The sequence below is a fragment of the Microbacterium sp. NPDC077184 genome (assembly GCF_040687055.1).
Classification (GTDB): domain Bacteria; phylum Actinomycetota; class Actinomycetes; order Actinomycetales; family Microbacteriaceae; genus Microbacterium.
The window spans coordinates 288,328-302,399 of record NZ_JBFBMM010000003.1; the positions used below are offsets into that span (position 1 = coordinate 288,328).

Annotated in this window: 16 protein-coding genes; 7 read left to right on the plus strand and 9 right to left on the minus strand. The window is 69.3% G+C overall.

What is annotated here, in order from left to right:
* Positions 1-4: 4 nt before the first annotated feature.
* From AB0O93_RS08410 to AB0O93_RS08425, 4 genes are all read right to left on the minus strand, one after another.
* Positions 5-868: a ketose-bisphosphate aldolase gene (locus AB0O93_RS08410; RefSeq protein WP_363342341.1), complete on the minus strand. Its 864-nt coding sequence runs from the start codon at positions 866-868 to the stop codon at positions 5-7.
* A 42-nt stretch (positions 869-910) separates the two neighbouring features.
* Positions 911-1,816, minus strand: coding sequence for a carbohydrate ABC transporter permease (locus tag AB0O93_RS08415; protein ID WP_363342343.1), 906 nt, complete (start codon positions 1,814-1,816; stop codon positions 911-913).
* A 1-nt stretch (position 1,817) separates the two neighbouring features.
* Positions 1,818-2,747: a sugar ABC transporter permease gene (locus tag AB0O93_RS08420; protein WP_363342345.1), complete on the minus strand. Its 930-nt coding sequence runs from the start codon at positions 2,745-2,747 to the stop codon at positions 1,818-1,820.
* A 121-nt stretch (positions 2,748-2,868) separates the two neighbouring features.
* Complete coding sequence (locus AB0O93_RS08425) at positions 2,869-4,173, minus strand: sugar ABC transporter substrate-binding protein (protein WP_363342347.1); 1,305 nt, start codon at positions 4,171-4,173, stop codon at positions 2,869-2,871.
* Positions 4,174-4,378: 205 nt separating this feature from the next.
* Here AB0O93_RS08425 and AB0O93_RS08430 point away from each other — a divergent pair, with 205 nt between their 5' ends.
* From AB0O93_RS08430 to AB0O93_RS08450, 5 genes are all read left to right on the plus strand, one after another.
* Positions 4,379-5,185: a DeoR/GlpR family DNA-binding transcription regulator gene (locus AB0O93_RS08430; protein ID WP_363342349.1), complete on the plus strand. Its 807-nt coding sequence runs from the start codon at positions 4,379-4,381 to the stop codon at positions 5,183-5,185.
* Positions 5,186-5,235: 50 nt separating this feature from the next.
* Positions 5,236-6,186: a diacylglycerol kinase family protein gene (locus AB0O93_RS08435; RefSeq protein WP_363342351.1), complete on the plus strand. Its 951-nt coding sequence runs from the start codon at positions 5,236-5,238 to the stop codon at positions 6,184-6,186.
* A 169-nt stretch (positions 6,187-6,355) separates the two neighbouring features.
* Positions 6,356-6,784, plus strand: coding sequence for a YdeI/OmpD-associated family protein (locus tag AB0O93_RS08440; protein WP_363342353.1), 429 nt, complete (start codon positions 6,356-6,358; stop codon positions 6,782-6,784).
* A gap of 151 nt (positions 6,785-6,935) precedes the next feature.
* Positions 6,936-7,511, plus strand: a complete 576-nt coding sequence (locus AB0O93_RS08445) for a helix-turn-helix domain-containing protein (protein ID WP_363342355.1) — start codon at positions 6,936-6,938, stop codon at positions 7,509-7,511.
* Complete coding sequence (locus tag AB0O93_RS08450) at positions 7,508-8,704, plus strand: glycosyltransferase (protein WP_363342357.1); 1,197 nt, start codon at positions 7,508-7,510, stop codon at positions 8,702-8,704. The genes AB0O93_RS08445 and AB0O93_RS08450 overlap by 4 nt, the downstream gene beginning before the upstream one ends.
* A 100-nt stretch (positions 8,705-8,804) precedes the next feature.
* On the opposite strand, the gene AB0O93_RS08455 is transcribed toward AB0O93_RS08450, so the two are convergent.
* Positions 8,805-9,347: a cysteine hydrolase family protein gene (locus tag AB0O93_RS08455; RefSeq protein WP_363342359.1), complete on the minus strand. Its 543-nt coding sequence runs from the start codon at positions 9,345-9,347 to the stop codon at positions 8,805-8,807.
* Positions 9,348-9,470: 123 nt separating this feature from the next.
* Between AB0O93_RS08455 and AB0O93_RS08460 the strand changes: the two genes are divergently transcribed.
* Both AB0O93_RS08460 and AB0O93_RS08465 read left to right on the plus strand, forming a co-directional pair.
* Positions 9,471-9,839, plus strand: coding sequence for a hypothetical protein (locus AB0O93_RS08460; RefSeq protein WP_363342361.1), 369 nt, complete (start codon positions 9,471-9,473; stop codon positions 9,837-9,839).
* Between the two features lie 21 nt (positions 9,840-9,860).
* Positions 9,861-11,018 carry a GDSL-type esterase/lipase family protein gene (locus tag AB0O93_RS08465; protein ID WP_363342363.1) on the plus strand — a complete coding sequence of 386 codons (1,158 nt, stop codon included), beginning with the start codon at positions 9,861-9,863 and terminating at the stop codon, positions 11,016-11,018.
* Between the two features lie 7 nt (positions 11,019-11,025).
* Here AB0O93_RS08465 and AB0O93_RS08470 read toward each other — a convergent pair whose 3' ends face one another.
* From AB0O93_RS08470 to AB0O93_RS08485, 4 genes are all read right to left on the minus strand, one after another.
* A complete protein-coding gene (locus AB0O93_RS08470) occupies positions 11,026-11,754 on the minus strand; it encodes a MerR family transcriptional regulator (protein WP_363342365.1) in 729 nt (242 codons plus the stop codon).
* Positions 11,754-12,113: a hypothetical protein gene (locus AB0O93_RS08475; RefSeq protein ID WP_363342367.1), complete on the minus strand. Its 360-nt coding sequence runs from the start codon at positions 12,111-12,113 to the stop codon at positions 11,754-11,756. Before AB0O93_RS08475 ends, AB0O93_RS08470 begins: the two co-directional genes overlap by 1 nt.
* A 50-nt stretch (positions 12,114-12,163) precedes the next feature.
* On the minus strand, positions 12,164-12,307 hold the full coding sequence (locus AB0O93_RS08480) for a hypothetical protein (RefSeq protein ID WP_363342369.1): 144 nt from the start codon (positions 12,305-12,307) through the stop codon (positions 12,164-12,166).
* A gap of 197 nt (positions 12,308-12,504) precedes the next feature.
* Positions 12,505-14,013, minus strand: a complete 1,509-nt coding sequence (locus AB0O93_RS08485; RefSeq protein WP_363342371.1) for a sulfatase — start codon at positions 14,011-14,013, stop codon at positions 12,505-12,507.
* Positions 14,014-14,072: the final 59 nt, after the last annotated feature.

Below are 14,072 nucleotides of genomic sequence, written 5' to 3' on the forward strand. Positions count from 1 at the left end.
GGTCTCAGTACAGCGGAGCCTTGCCGTCCGCGCCGAACAGGCGGATCTTCTCGGCCGCGGTGACCTTCATCGCCGCGATGGGCTCCGGCTGGATCGCGTTCGGCTCGCGCAGGCGCACGTCGGTGCCGAGGATCTCGCGCATCCGGTTGTGGTAGCTGACCTTGATGTCGCTGGAGATGTTGATCTTGTTGATACCGAGCGACACCGCGCGGGCGAGCTCACTGTCGGGGTTCCCCGATCCGCCGTGGAGGACGAGGGGGATGCCGACGGCGGCCTTGATCTGCTCGAGCAGGTCGTGGCGGAGCTCGGGGTTCTTGTCGGCCGGGTAGAGCCCGTGCGAGGTGCCGATGGCGATCGCGAGGCTGTCGACGCCGGTCTGCTCGACGAAGCGGACCGCGTCGTCGACGTTGGTGTAGATGATCTCGGCCGCACCGGACTCGCCGTAGCTGTCGTTCGCGCCGATGGTGCCGAGCTCGCCCTCGACCTGGATGCCGACGGCGTGCGCGGCGTCGACGACCTTCTTCGTCAGCGCGACGTTCTCCTCGAACGGCAGCAGCGACGCGTCGATCATCACCGAGGTGAAGCCGGACTGGATCGCGGTGATCATCTGCTCGTAGGTGCCGCCGTGGTCCCAATGGATCGCCACCGGAACGCTCGAGCGGTGGGCGCGGGCGTGCATCGCGGGGATCAGGTCGGTGGTGATGTGGCTGACCTCGTCCGGGTGGATCGCGATGATCACCGGAGCATCGAGCTCCTCGCTGATGTCCATCACGCCGTTGAACATCGCCCAGTCGCTGATGTTGAAGGCGGGGATGGCGAAGCCGCGTTCGTTGGCGACGTCGAGGATGGATTTGCCGGTGTACAGCACGGGGGTTCTCCTTTATTGGGTGGGGTCGAGGGTCGGGCGTCGTCAGCTCTTGACGGAGCCCGCGGTCAGTCCGCTGATGAAGTAGCGCTGCAGCACGAGGAAGAGGATCAGCACGGGGATCGAGCCGAGCACGCTCATCGCCATGATCTGGTTCCACTCGTAGGAGTGCTGTCCCATCAGGAGCTGGATGCCGATGGGAACGGTGCGCATGTCCGTGGTGCGGGTGAGCGTGAGGGCGAAGAGGTACTCGTTCCACGCGATCATGAACGTGTAGATCCCGACCGAGACGATGCCGGGCACCGAGATCGGCACGAGGACCCGCCAGAGGGCGGTGAAGGACCCGGCGCCGTCGACGCGGACGGCTTCGTCGAGTTCGCGGGGGAGGGTGTTGAAGTACCCGGTCATCATGATGATCGCGTAGGGCAGCGTGAACACCATGTAGGTGAAGATCAGGCCCGGGTAGGTGTTGTAGAGACCGAGCGCGACGACGAGGCCGAAGTACGGGATCAGCAGCGTGATCGGCGGAACGGCCTGCACGCTGATGATGACGACGTTCAGGATGCGCTTCCCGCGGAACTCGAACCGGCTGAACGCGTACGCCGCCTGGATCGCGACGAGGAGGGTGAGGATCGTCACCGCCCCGGCGACGATGTAGCTGTTCAGGAAGAACCGCACCGCCTCCGGGTCGGTGAGGATCGCGATGTAGGCGTCGAACGAGAACGACTCCGTGATCAGCCGCGGGGGCAGCTCGAAGATCTCGGTGTTCGACTTGAACGAGCTCGAGAGCATCCAGAGCACCGGACCCGCGGCGAACACGGCGCCGAGGAGCAGGCCCACCACGACGCCGATGCGGGCGATGCGGGTGCGGGTGGCCCGGCTGGTGCGGGGAGGTCGGGAGGTGGGCGTCGTGCCGGACACGGTGGTCCCGGCGACAGCGGTGCGCGACATGTCAGTCCCTCGCCTTCTGGTGGCGGACGTAGAGGATCGCCAGCACCATCGACATCAGCAGCACCAGGACCGCGGATGTCGCGGCGAGGGAGAAGTCGTAGCGGGCGAACGCGAGCTTGTAGGTGAAGGTGCTGAGCACCTCGGTGACGTCGATCGGACCGCCGCCGGTGGTCATCCAGATCAGCGCGAACTGCTGCGAGGTCCAGATGAGGTCGAGCAGGATGAGGCTGATGATGATCGGTCGCAGCTGCGGGACGGTGACGTTCCAGAAGCGCTGGACGGGACCGGCGCCGTCGACGGTCGCCGCCTCGTAGAGGTCGCCGGGGATGCCCTGGAGGCCGGCGAGGAGACTCACCATGAAGAAGGGGTAGCCGGCCCAGATGTTGATGAAGGTCACCGTGCCGAGGGCGAGCTGCGGATTGGCGAGCCACTCGACATCCGTGTTGAGGAGGAAGTTGATCACGCCGTTCGGGGCGAGCAGCATCCGCCACAGCACCGCGATGACGGCCGCGGTGAACAGCCACGGCAGGACGTAGAGGGCGCGGAAGATCGCGCGGGGGATGACGCCGATGAGCTTGGAGTTCAGCAGCAGCGCGAAGGTCATGCCGAGGACGAGGTGCACGGCGACGCTGACGATGGTGAAGAACAGCGTGTTGGAGGTCGCGCGCCAGAACCCGCTGTCGGTGAGGACCGTGAGGTAGTTCTCGAACCCGACGATCTCGGGCTCGCCGCCCATGATCGCGCGATCCTGGAACGAGTAGCCGATGACCATCACGATCGGGATGACCATCAGGACGAACAGCAGCACCAGGGTCGGCGCGAGGTACGCGTAGGACTCGGCTGCGCGTCGGAGCTGACGTCGCCTTCTCGAGAGGGGGGCGCCGGTCACCAGGGTCTCGGTGTCCGGGGCTGCGAAACTGCGCAGAGTCATGACGTCATCGTCCTTCTCGGGGCTGCCGGTTCGGTTCGGGCGGATGAGGGGGTGGGCCGGGTGCCGCCAGCGTGGTGACGGCACCCGGGCTTCGGGGGGCTCCCGCGGGTGGGTTACCGGATCAGAACTCGGATTCCCATGCCGCCTGCGCCTTCTCCAGGGCATCCGGGATGGTCTGCTGACCGTCCAGTGCCGCCTGGAACTGCTCGCCGAACAGGCGCATGAGCTCTTCCGCGACGGGGAGGCCGGTGAACTCGTTCGCGGGGTAGCCGGCCTGGTAGATCTCGAACGCCGTGGCGAACAGCTCGTCGTCGTTCACGAAGTCCGGCACCGACTCGGTGTTGCCCGGGAAGGCGTTCGCGATCGTCGAGAGCTCGGAGTTCACGTCCGCGCTCATCAGGAACTCCACGAGCGTGAACGCCGCCTCCTTGTTCTCGCTGTTCTCGGCGACGCCGATGCCCCACGAGGCGTAGGGGATGCCGCGCTCGCCGTCGTAGCCGTCCTCGGCCGGGATGGGCGAGATGGAGAACTCGAGGTCGGGGTTGGACTCCCGGATCAGGTTGATGTGCGACAGGGTGTCGATCATCATGCCGACGCGTTCGTTGGTGAACTCCTCGACCTTGTCCTGCTCCTTCATCGTGAAGCTTCCGGGGGCGATGACCCCGGCATCCCACAGATCGGCGATGTACTCCGAGGCGCTCGTGACGGCCTCGTTGGTGAGGTCGGGCTGACCGTCGGCGAGCATGGAGCCGCCGGAGGCCCACACCCACGACATGACGTCGTTCTGCACGCCGTTCGGGGCCTCGAGGGAGAGTGGGAGCGCCCAGCCGGACACGTCGTCGCCGAGCGCGGTGATCGCCTCGGCCGCTTCGGCGAACTCGCTCCGCGTGGCCGGGGGTGCGTCGACGCCCGCCTCGGCGAGGATCGCGTCGTTCGTGAACATCGGGTAGACGAAGTTGACCACCGGGATCATGTAGGTGCTGCCGTCGACCTGGATCTGGCTGGCGAGCTCGGAGTCGTCGTAGCCGGTCTCGCTCATGAGGGCGGTGAGGTCGGTGATGACGCCCTGCTTCGCGAAGTCGTTCACCCACGCGCCGTCGAGGCCGACGACGTCGGGCATGGTGCCCGAGGCGGCGCCGGCGAACAGCTGCTCCTTGGTCGCGGCGTAGGGGCCGCTGACCAGGTCGACGGTGATGCCGGGATTGGCCTCTTCGAACTGGTCCATGAGCGCGCGGAACGAGCCGTCGGGGAGTTCGGGCTCCCACCACTGCGCGAATTCGATCGTGACGTCGCCGTCGGCGCCGGAGTCGTCTCCGCCACCACCGCCGCCGGAGCTGCATCCGGCCAGGACGACGACGGATGCCGTTGCGGTTGCCAGTCCCGCCAGCAGGGTCGTCCTGCGGGGGAGCCGATGTGGGATTGCCATGGTTCTCTCCTTCGAGATTCATGCGGCATCACGCGCAGATCTGCCGTTTAATGCCTCTTTACGCAAGAGTATGCCGGGGTTTGCCCGAGGTCGTCAAGCAAAAACTCGCAGAAAATGATCTCGGTTGTGCATCGGAGCGGGCCGATCCTGCTGTTTCTTGCAACTGCTTCCCTGGAATTCTGGCAGATGTGCTAGGCATGACCGCATGAACGCGCATCTCACGCAGAGAGGCCGGCGACTCCCCGCAGGGCGCAAGGCGGACCTCGCCGCGTACGTCGAGGAGGTCGGCCGGGTCACGGTCGCCGATCTCGCCGAGCACTTCTCGGTGTCGATCGACACCATCCGCCGCGACCTCGACCAGCTCGACCGCGAGGGGGTGGTGGTCCGCACCCACGGCGGCGCGGTGAGCGCGAGCGACACTCCGGGACGCGATCGGGGGCTCGACGTGCGCCTCCGCATGCAGGTGGGCGAGAAGGAGGCGATCGCCAAGCTCGCCGCCGAACTCGTCGAGGACGGCCAGGTGATCATGTTGAACGGGGGCACGACGACCCTCGCGGTCGCGCGGGCGCTGCGCAATCACCGCGACCTCACGATCGCGACGAACAACCTGCGGATCCCCGCGGAGCTCTCACCGAACGCCTTCCGCGACCTCTACGTGTTCGGGGGAGCGGTGCGCACCCTCACTCAGGCGACCACCGGTCCGGTGGCGCTGCCCATGAGCGCGGCGAACCTCGAGGGCGACATCCGTGCGGATCTCGCCCTCGTCGCGGTCGGTGCCGTCGATCGCTCGGGCTACTCCACCTCGAACCTCGGCGACGCGTCGATGATGGCCGAGATGACCCGGCGTGCCGAGCGCACCGTCATCCTCGCCGACTCGACCAAGCTCGACCGACGCCTGTTCGCCCAGATCGCCCCGCTCGAAGGGGCCGACTACCTCGTCACCGATGAGGAGCCGTCGGAGGAACTCGCGGAGGAGCTGCGGAATGCCGGAGTGACTGTACTCACTCCCTGAGCGCACCGCATCCCCCTCTCTCTCCGCCGACGGGCGGGCATGATGTACCCATGAGTGCGCGTATCGCCGTCGTGTGGAACCCGTCGAAGACCGAGAAGGACGTCCTCGGCGACGCCCTGGTGGGGGTCCAGGAGAAGGCCGGCACCGTCGGTGACACCCCGGTGTCGTGGTTCGAGACGACCGTCGACGACCCCGGTCAGGGCGCGACGGCCCGGGCGCTCGAGGCCGGCGCCGACCTCATCCTCGTCGCCGGCGGTGACGGGACGGTGCGCGCGGTGGCCGAGGCGCTCGCCGACGCGAAGGCCGACGCCGACCTCGGCATCGTGCCCCTCGGAACCGGAAACCTCCTCGCACGGAACCTCGGCGTCCCGATCAACGACGTCGAGGCCGCGGTCGAGCGGGCCCTTTCGGGCGACGCGCTGCCGGTCGATGTCGGCTGGGTCGATGTCGAGCTGGAGGGGGGCAAGGAGCGCCACGCGTTCGTCGTGATGATCGGCTTCGGGATCGACGCCCACATGATCGCCGAGACGAACGAGGATCTCAAGGCCCGCGCCGGGTGGCTCGCGTACGTCGAGTCTCTCGGGCGTGCGCTGACCGCGAGCGACATCGTGCCGTTCCACCTCACCGCCGATGACCTCCCCGGTCGTGACGAGGAGGGGCATACCCTCCTGATCGCCAACTGCGGCACCCTGCAGGGCGGTCTCACCCTCATGCCGGATGCCGACCCCTCCGACGGTGAGCTCGACTACCTGCTGCTGAGCGCCGAGGGGCTCGGCGAATGGCTCGGGACGCTGAAGACGATGGTGTGGGACAACGGCCTCGGGCGTCTGATCGGCAACAAGGACGAGGCGACGAACTCGGATGCCGTCACCCACGGCCGCGCCCGCCGCATCCGCGTGACCCTGCCCGACCCGCGCGAGTTCGAGATCGACGGCGAGGGGATCGGCAAGACCCGCGAGTTCGAGGTCACCCTGCAGCCGGGCGCCATCCGCGTCCGCTGAGCCGGGCGCGGCACCCGCCGGTCCCAGCGCTTCGGCGTCGAAAACGCGGGAGATTCGGCGCCCGCGCGACCCCGGGGGCCTCTCCGGCCCGCATTCGTCCCGCGTTCTCGACGCCGAGGCGACCTCTCGCCCCCTCGACGGAGTGTCGCGGCTCTGGCACACTCGCCGCATGCGGTTCGAGACGACGCTGTTCCAGACGGGCAACAACACCGGCATCGAGGTGCCGCCCGAGATCGTCGAGGCGCTCGGCGGCGGCAAGCGGGCCGCGGTGACGGTCACCGTCAACGGGTTCACCTACCCCAGCACCCTCGCGGTGATGGGTGGTCGACAGCTGCTGCCGTTCTCGTCCGACAAGCGTGCGGCCACGGGACTCGCCGGTGGAGACGCGATCGTCGTGGACCTCGCGCTCGACACCGCCCCGCGGACCGTCGAGATTCCGGACGACCTCGCCGCCGCGCTCGCCGACGCGGGCGTCGTCGCGGCTTTCGATGCCCTGGCGCCGAGCGCGAGGAAGGAGCACGTGACGAACGTCGAGGGCGCGAAGGCGCCAGAGACCCGCGCGCGTCGCATCGCCGCGATCGTCGCGAAGCTCCGCTGACCGGTTCCGCGTGAAAGCGCGGGGAGATTCCGGCGTTTCGGCGTGCGTCCGGGGTTGAAAAGGTCGATTCGTCCCCGGCGTTTGACGCGGGCGTCCGGTGCAGCTCGGTCGCCCCTTGCGCGGTGCTGTACGCATGTACAGAATGCTGTACATGCGTACAGCACCCGTGACGGCCCCCGACGTCGACCGCACTGCTCGCGCCCGAATCGTCGACGCGGCGTTCGCGTGCTTCACGTCCTCGGGGTATGCGTCGGCGTCCGTGCGGCAGATCGCCGCCGCGGCGGGGGTGAGTCCGGCTCTGCTGACGCACCACTTCGGCTCGAAGGCCGCGCTGCGCGAGGAGTGCGACGCGCGCGTCGAGGCGTCCATCGGGGCGAAGGTGTCCGGCGATCGTGAGTCTCTCGGCGCTGTCATCGACACGTACGGGCCCTACCTCGCCACCACCCTCGACGATGACACCGACGGCGCGAGGCGGCTGTTCGCCCGGCTGGTGGATCTCGCCCAGGACGCGATCGCGGACCCCGGGGGCGGCATCCGCCCCTCGGAGGATCGCGACGGTCAGGCCGTCGCGCTCGTCGTCCTGGGGCTTGCCCCCTTCGCATGGCGCCGACGCCTCAACGAGTGGGCGGAGGGAACGGATGCCGGGATCCGGCGGATCGCCGGTCCCCTCGCCGAAGTCCTCACGCGAGGGCTCATGGTGGACGACAGGCTGGAGCACGCGCGATGAGGATGCTGCTGGTCACGGCGGGATCGCGCGGCGATGTCGAGCCGTTCGTCGCCCTCGCCCGGGCCGCGCAGCGCGCCGGGCACCCGGTGCGCGTCGTCGCGCCCGACAACTCCGGCGTGGCGGCGGACGGCGTCGACGTCGTGAGTCTCGGCATCGACTACTCGCACCTCATTCAGGCCCAGGGGGTGTCGGTCCGCGCCGCGATCGCGAACTATCGTCGCGCGGTGAACCCCGCGATGCGGAAGGTGATCGTCGAGCCCGCCCGCATCGCACGGGACTTCCGGCCCGACGTCGTCGTCGCCCACCCCAAGGTGCTCTCGGCGCCGCTGATCGGCGAGGCGCTCGGCATCCCGCACGTGCTGGTTGAAATGGTCCCGGCCGTCACACCGACGCGCGCGTTCGCGGCCGCCGGTACGGTGACCGCCGACCTCGGTCCGCTCAATCGGCTCACCTACCGGGCGGCGTCCGGCGCTGCCGCCCTCTTCCGTCGCGACCTGCGGGAGGCGGCGGGACTCCTCGGGATCCGGATGCCGCGGCGCGCGACCCCGCCGGCGGCGACGCTGCTCCCGATCAGCCCCGCCCTCCTCCCGCGACCGGTCGACTGGCCCCCCTCGGTCCACCTCACGGGGCCCTGGCACGAAGCGGTCCCGGCATCCGCTCACCTCCCCGCGGAGATCGCCGACTTCGCTGAAGCGGGACCCTTCGTCTACGCGGGATTCGGGTCGATGGCCGCCGGTGATCCCCGGGAACGGGGGCGGATCGTCGTCGAGGCCGCGCGTCGCGCAGGACACCGCCTTCTCGTGGCGAACGGACTCGGCGGTCTCGCCGTCACCGCCGACCTGCAGGGCGATGACGTCCTCGTCGTCGATTCCGTGGCGCACGACCTCGTGCTGCCGCGCGCGGTGGCGGCCATCCACCACGGCGGCATCGGTACGGTTCAGGCGGCGCTCCGCGCGGGGACCGTGTCGATCGTGGTCCCGTTCATCGCCGACCAGCCGTTCTGGGGCGCCGTGCTGCGCCGTCGGGCTCTCGGTCCTGCGGCGATCCCCGCGCGTCGGCTGACCGCCGACCGGCTCGCCGACGCGCTCGATGCGGCGCCGCGCTACGCCGCGGCGGCGGCAGAGGTCGCTGTGCGAATGCAGGCGGATCGCGGAACGGATGCCGCCCTCGAGGCGATCGCGACGCTCAGCTGACCGGTTCCGCGTGAAAGTGCGGGGAGATTCCGGCGCTTCGGGACACTTCCGGGGGCGAAAAGGTCGATTCGTCCCCGGCGTTTGACGCGGACGTCGGCCGCTACGCGACGAGCTCGCGCACGGGTGCCAGGGTGGCGTAGCTGTCGGCGAGAGCGGCCATGAACGCGGCATGCACCTGGCGACCCGGCACCGTCTCGCCCTCGAGGTCGAGGTCGGGGGCGGCGCAGGCGTCGTGCGCGACCGTGACGGTGTACCCGAGGTCGGCGGCCGCGCGGACGGTCGCATCGACGCAGAGGCTCGACATCATCCCGCAGACGACGAGGTCGCGACTGTCGAGGGCGGTGAGGATGCCGTCGAGCGGGGTGTCGCGGAAGGCGTTCGGATGCTCCTTGATGATGACGGTCTCCTCGCCGCGCGGGGCGACGAGCGGGTGGATCTCGGAGCCGGCGGTGTCGGGCCGCAGGAAGGCGGCATCCGGGCCTTCCCACACGTGCCGGACGTGCAGGATCGGAGCTCCGCGTTCGCGCCACGCGGCGAGAAGTTCGCTCGCGCGCGCGGCAGCGGCATCCGCCCCCACGAGCGGGAAGGCGTAGCCGGGGAAGTAGTCGTTCTGGATGTCGACGATGACGAGCGTGGCGGCCATCGTCCGAGCCTACGACTTGACTGTGTTCCGACAACACAGTGGTCGGCGGCGCTCGGGATCCTCGTCGGCATCAACCCGCTCGTCGCCGCCGTTGCCGGCGCCACGGGGAACATCCTCTCCGTCGTGCTCGTCGTGGTCTTCGGCGCCCGAGCGCGCGAGGCCGTGGTCGCCCGGCGTGCACGGACGGCGGAGCCGGTGCGTGTGGGTGCCGGTTCCGGAGGCGACCCCACTGATTCCGCAGGTGCCGCCGACCCTGCCGAGGCCCCCGGTAAGCCGTCGCGCACCGCGAAGGGTCGCCGCCGTCTGAGCGCGTGGCTCGTGCCGTTCGGCGTTCCGGGGGCGAGCCTCATCGCGCCTCTCGCGCTTCCGACGCAGCTGACCGCGGCGTTCTTCGTCGCCTCGGGCATGCGCAAGGGGTGGGTGATCCTGTGGCAGGTGGTGGCGATCGTCGTGTGGACCGGACTCGTCGCGGCAGCGGCGCTCGGGTGGTGACTGTGCTGGGATGGGCGTGACATGGAAACGATCGACCTGACCCCCGACCTGATCCTCGGCGCCGCCGAACTCGAGCGCACCGATCGGGGCCTGCGCCCTCACCGGCTCCCCGCGCGGATGCGCGAGCGCGACGCCGATCCGCAGCTGACGATGATGGAGGCGCAGCCCTCCGGCATCCGTCTCTCCGTCGTCACGAGTGCGACCTCGCTCGCGCTCGATCTGCACGCGACGCGCGTCGCCTACCGCGGACTGCCGCGACCGCGAGGAGTGGTGGACGTGGTGGTCGACGGCGAGCTGATCGGCTCGCAGGAACTGCGCGCGGGAGACGCGGTAGAGCTCGACATGCAGACCGGCGGCAGCACGCTCGTCTCGGGTGCCGCAGACACCGTCGAGGTGGCGCTGACCGGATCCGGAGACAAGACCGTGGAGATCTGGCTGCCGCACAACGAGCAGGTCGAGCTGGTGGCGCTCCGCGCCGACGCCCCGCTGCGCCCGGCCCCGACCGACGGTCCGCTCTGGCTGCACCACGGCAGCTCGATCAGCCAGGGCTCGAACGCGACGACGCCGACACGGATCTGGCCGGTCATCTCGGCCCGTCGCGCCGGGGTGCGGCTGCAGAACCTCGGCTTCGGCGGCAGTGCGCTGGTGGATCCGTTCGTCGCGAGGGTGATCCGCGACACCCCGGCCGACCTCATCAGCGTCAAGCTCGGGATCAACGTCGTGAACCTCGACGCGATGCGGGTGCGGAGCTTCGTCCCGGCGGTGCACGGCTTCCTCGACACGATCCGCGACGGCCACCCGGACACGCCCCTGCTGCTGGTGTCGCCGATCTTCTGCGGCATCCACGAGGACACCCCCGGCCCCGGTGCGGTGGACCCGGCCGGGTGGGCGACCGGTGAGATGCGGTTCGTCGCCACCGGCGACCCCGCGGAGGTCGCGGCGGGCCGGCTCACGCTGCGGGTCATCCGTGACGCGCTCGCCGAGGTGGTCGCGGCGCGGAGCGACGACCCGCAGCTGCGGTATCTCGATGGCCTGCGGCTGTACGGCGAAACGGATGCCGCGGCGGTGCCCCTGCCGGATGCGCTGCACCCGAGCGCGGAGGGGCATGCGCTCATCGGGGAGAGGTTCGCCGAGATCGCCCTGTCGTCGGAAGGGCTCCTGCGCGCCGGGATCAGCTGAACCGCCGTCAGTCGTCGGCGACCATCGCGTGCGCCAGGAGGCTCGCGCGCGCCGACACCTCGAGCTGCGCGGGGTTGTACACCTCGCGCATCGCGTCGACGACCGTGTCGCGCGTGGCCTGTTCGCCCCGCGTGAGGCGGTCTCCCGGATCGAGCAGCCAGGGGTAGTCGCGGAGGTTCTGGGCGAGGCTCGGCGCCAGGCGTGCGGCGAGGTTCCGGCGGGTCTGCTCGTCGGCATCCGCCGGCAGTCGATCGATCTCCGCGCCGACGGGATCCTCGTCGTGCGTGACGATCTCGCGGAGGTCGGTGAGGGACTCCTCGTCGTACAGGCGCGTGTAGAGGTGGATCATCGAGGAGTCCGCGCTCGACAGGCGCGACCCCACGGCTTCGAAGCCCGCCGGGGTGTCGGCGGGGGCGTCGGTCTCGAGGATCGTGGCGATGGCGGCGCGGGCTTCCTGGAGGCGTTCGATCTTGGCCTGGAGTTCGGCATCCACCTCCGCCAGGGCCTCCGCCGCGGTCAGGCTGTCGGCTCCGACGTCGCCGATCTGGGCCAGTGGGACGCCGAGGTCGACGAATCGGCGGATGCGCAGGAGCGCGACGAGGTGCTCGGTGCGGTACTGCTTGTAGCCGTTGTATCGCCGGTCGGGTTCGGTGAGCAGGCCCAGGCGGTGGTAGTGCCGGACGGTGTTGACGGTCGTGCCCGCGAGGTCGGCGAGTTCTCGGGTGCTCCAGGCCATCAGCGCGCGAAGTAGCGTCGCGCGTTCCGGGTCGACAGCAGGATCAGGCCGACGATCGACAGGAACGATCCCGCGAGCACCGACCAGAATCCTTCGCCCGAGAAGAGGCTGATGACGCCGAGGATGATCGTGATCGAGAACACGATGATCGCGACGGTCCGGGCGGTGGGGTTGCCCTTCCAGAGGCCCATCCCCACGGCGAGGGTGATGATGCCGACCACGAGACTCACCCAGCCGATGAGTGCGACGGGCGTGATGAGGAGGCCGCCGATGACGACGAAGATGGCACCGATGATCTGGAAGAAGCCGTTCAGCCACGCGACGATGGCGACGAGGGTGACGCCGAGGGGACGGTTCATGCGAGCTCCCGTGGGGTCGCGCCCGCCGTTCGCGGGCGACTGCTCACACGCTAGCGGCTGTCGCCGTGCGCGTCACCGCCCTCGACGGCGTCTTCGGCATCCGCTCGCGCCGCCTGTCCCTCTTCGGGCGATTCCGAGCCGGCGGATGCCGCGTGGTTGTCGTTGTCGTCCTCGTGCTGCCGGTCGTCGTTCATGGGGACCTCCTGGGATCGTTGGGTGGCTCCTCCACCGAACACCCCCGTCGCTCCCGCGGCGAGGGGCTTGCCAACGCCCCACGCCTGTGCCCTCCCCGACCGCGAGACTGCATCTTCCCGTCGAGACTGCGTGCGCGGCGTGCAGTCTCGACCGGAGGATGCAGTCTCGCGGTCACGGGGGAGGGGAGCAGGCGGGGTCAGCTCGAGGAGCGGATGCCCTCGACGTACGCGCGGACCTTCTCGAACAGCTCCTCGTCGTACGGGCCCCACTCCGGGCGCGGTGTCTCCGGGCCGCGGTAGGGCTCGTCGGCGTAGTGCCGCTGGTACTCGGCGAGCTTCACCTCGAGATCGGCCCGGATCTGCGCGTACGCCGGGTCGTCCGCGACGTTGCGCACCTCGGTGGGATCGTTCGCGAGGTCGTACAGCTCCCACTCCGGGGCGAAGGTCGCATCGGACGCCCCGGGGACGCCGAGGCCGGCGCCGTAGTAGTGGATGAGCTTGTACTCCGCCGTGCGGATGCCGTAGTGCGCGGGCGCGGCGTGGATCGGGTCGTCGTGCTCCCAGTAGCGGTAGTACGCGGCATCCGGCCAGTCCGCCACGTCCTCGCCGCGCAGCAGCGCACGGAAGCTGCGCCCCTGGGAGGTCGGCAGCGCCGCGTCGGCCTCGATCCCGCAGACGTCGAGGAAGGTCGCGGCGAAATCGACGTTCGTGATGATCGCCTCGCAGCGCGTTCCCGAGGGGATCTCGGCCGGCCAGCGGATCAGCATCGGCATCTGCAGTGACTGATCGAACATGAGGCGCTTGTCGAACCAGCCGTGGTCGCCGAGGAAGAAGCCCTGATCGGAGGTGTAGACGATGAGGGTGTTCTCGGCCAGGCCGCTCTCCTCGAGGTGGTCGAGCAGACGACCGACGTTGTCGTCGATGGACTGGATGCACTGCAGGTAGTCGCGCATGTAGATCTGGTACTTCCAGCTCATGCGCGCGGCGCGGTTCTCCTCGCCGCGAAGGTGGGCGGGCACCTCGGTCTTCAGATCGTCCGCGCCCATGTCGTCGGCGATCGTCATGCGGACGCCCCGCACGGCCATGCTGCGCGTCTCGTAGTCGTCGAAGAACGTCTCAGGCTCGGGGATGCTGCCGTCGGCGTACAGGTGCTTGTGCTTCTCGTCGGGGATCCACGGGCGGTGCGGGGCCTTGTGATGCACCATCATGCAGAACGGCTCGTCCTCGTCGAGGGACTTCAGCCAGTCGATCGAGAGGTCGGTGACGATGTCCGTGGCGTATCCCGGAACCGTCGACGAACCGTTCTCGTCGATCATCTCGGGATCGACGTAGTCGCCCTGGCCGGGGAAGATCTTCCATTCGTCGAAGCCCCGCGGCAGCGACACCCCGTGCTCGCCGAGGTGCCATTTGCCGAACATCGCCGTGCGGTAGCCGGCGTCGTGGAGGACATCGACGAACGTGGGGACGCGATAGTCCATCTCGGTCCAGATGGAAGAAACGCCGTTCACGTGGCTGTACGTGCCGGTCAGGATCGACGCCCGCGAGGGGCTGCAGATGGAGTTGGTACAGAACACCGCGTCCATCCGGACGCCTTCTTCGGCGATCCGGTCGAGGTGCGGCGTCTGATTGACCCGGCTGCCGTACGCGGAGATCGCGTGGGCGGCGTGATCGTCGGACATGACGAAGATGATGTTCGGTCGGTTCATGGCGCGTTCCTTCGACGTCGGCGTCGGGTCTCTGGCGACCCTCTCGCGAAGCTAACAGA

Excerpts from the sequence above, each read along its gene's own strand:
- AB0O93_RS08415 (WP_363342343.1), bottom strand. The coding sequence starts at position 1,816 with ATGTCGCGCACCGCTGTCGCCGGGACCACCGTGTCCGGCACGACGCCC.
- AB0O93_RS08420 (WP_363342345.1), bottom strand. The coding sequence starts at position 2,747 with ATGACTCTGCGCAGTTTCGCAGCCCCGGACACCGAGACCCTGGTGACC.
- AB0O93_RS08425 (WP_363342347.1), bottom strand. The coding sequence starts at position 4,173 with ATGGCAATCCCACATCGGCTCCCCCGCAGGACGACCCTGCTGGCGGGA.
- AB0O93_RS08430 (WP_363342349.1), top strand. The coding sequence starts at position 4,379 with ATGAACGCGCATCTCACGCAGAGAGGCCGGCGACTCCCCGCAGGGCGC.
- AB0O93_RS08435 (WP_363342351.1), top strand. The coding sequence starts at position 5,236 with ATGAGTGCGCGTATCGCCGTCGTGTGGAACCCGTCGAAGACCGAGAAG.
- AB0O93_RS08440 (WP_363342353.1), top strand. The coding sequence starts at position 6,356 with ATGCGGTTCGAGACGACGCTGTTCCAGACGGGCAACAACACCGGCATC.
- AB0O93_RS08445 (WP_363342355.1), top strand. The coding sequence starts at position 6,936 with ATGCGTACAGCACCCGTGACGGCCCCCGACGTCGACCGCACTGCTCGC.
- AB0O93_RS08450 (WP_363342357.1), top strand. The coding sequence starts at position 7,508 with ATGAGGATGCTGCTGGTCACGGCGGGATCGCGCGGCGATGTCGAGCCG.
- AB0O93_RS08455 (WP_363342359.1), bottom strand. The coding sequence starts at position 9,347 with ATGGCCGCCACGCTCGTCATCGTCGACATCCAGAACGACTACTTCCCC.
- AB0O93_RS08465 (WP_363342363.1), top strand. The coding sequence starts at position 9,861 with ATGGAAACGATCGACCTGACCCCCGACCTGATCCTCGGCGCCGCCGAA.
- AB0O93_RS08470 (WP_363342365.1), bottom strand. The coding sequence starts at position 11,754 with ATGGCCTGGAGCACCCGAGAACTCGCCGACCTCGCGGGCACGACCGTC.
- AB0O93_RS08475 (WP_363342367.1), bottom strand. The coding sequence starts at position 12,113 with ATGAACCGTCCCCTCGGCGTCACCCTCGTCGCCATCGTCGCGTGGCTG.
- AB0O93_RS08480 (WP_363342369.1), bottom strand. The coding sequence starts at position 12,307 with ATGAACGACGACCGGCAGCACGAGGACGACAACGACAACCACGCGGCA.
- AB0O93_RS08485 (WP_363342371.1), bottom strand. The coding sequence starts at position 14,013 with ATGAACCGACCGAACATCATCTTCGTCATGTCCGACGATCACGCCGCC.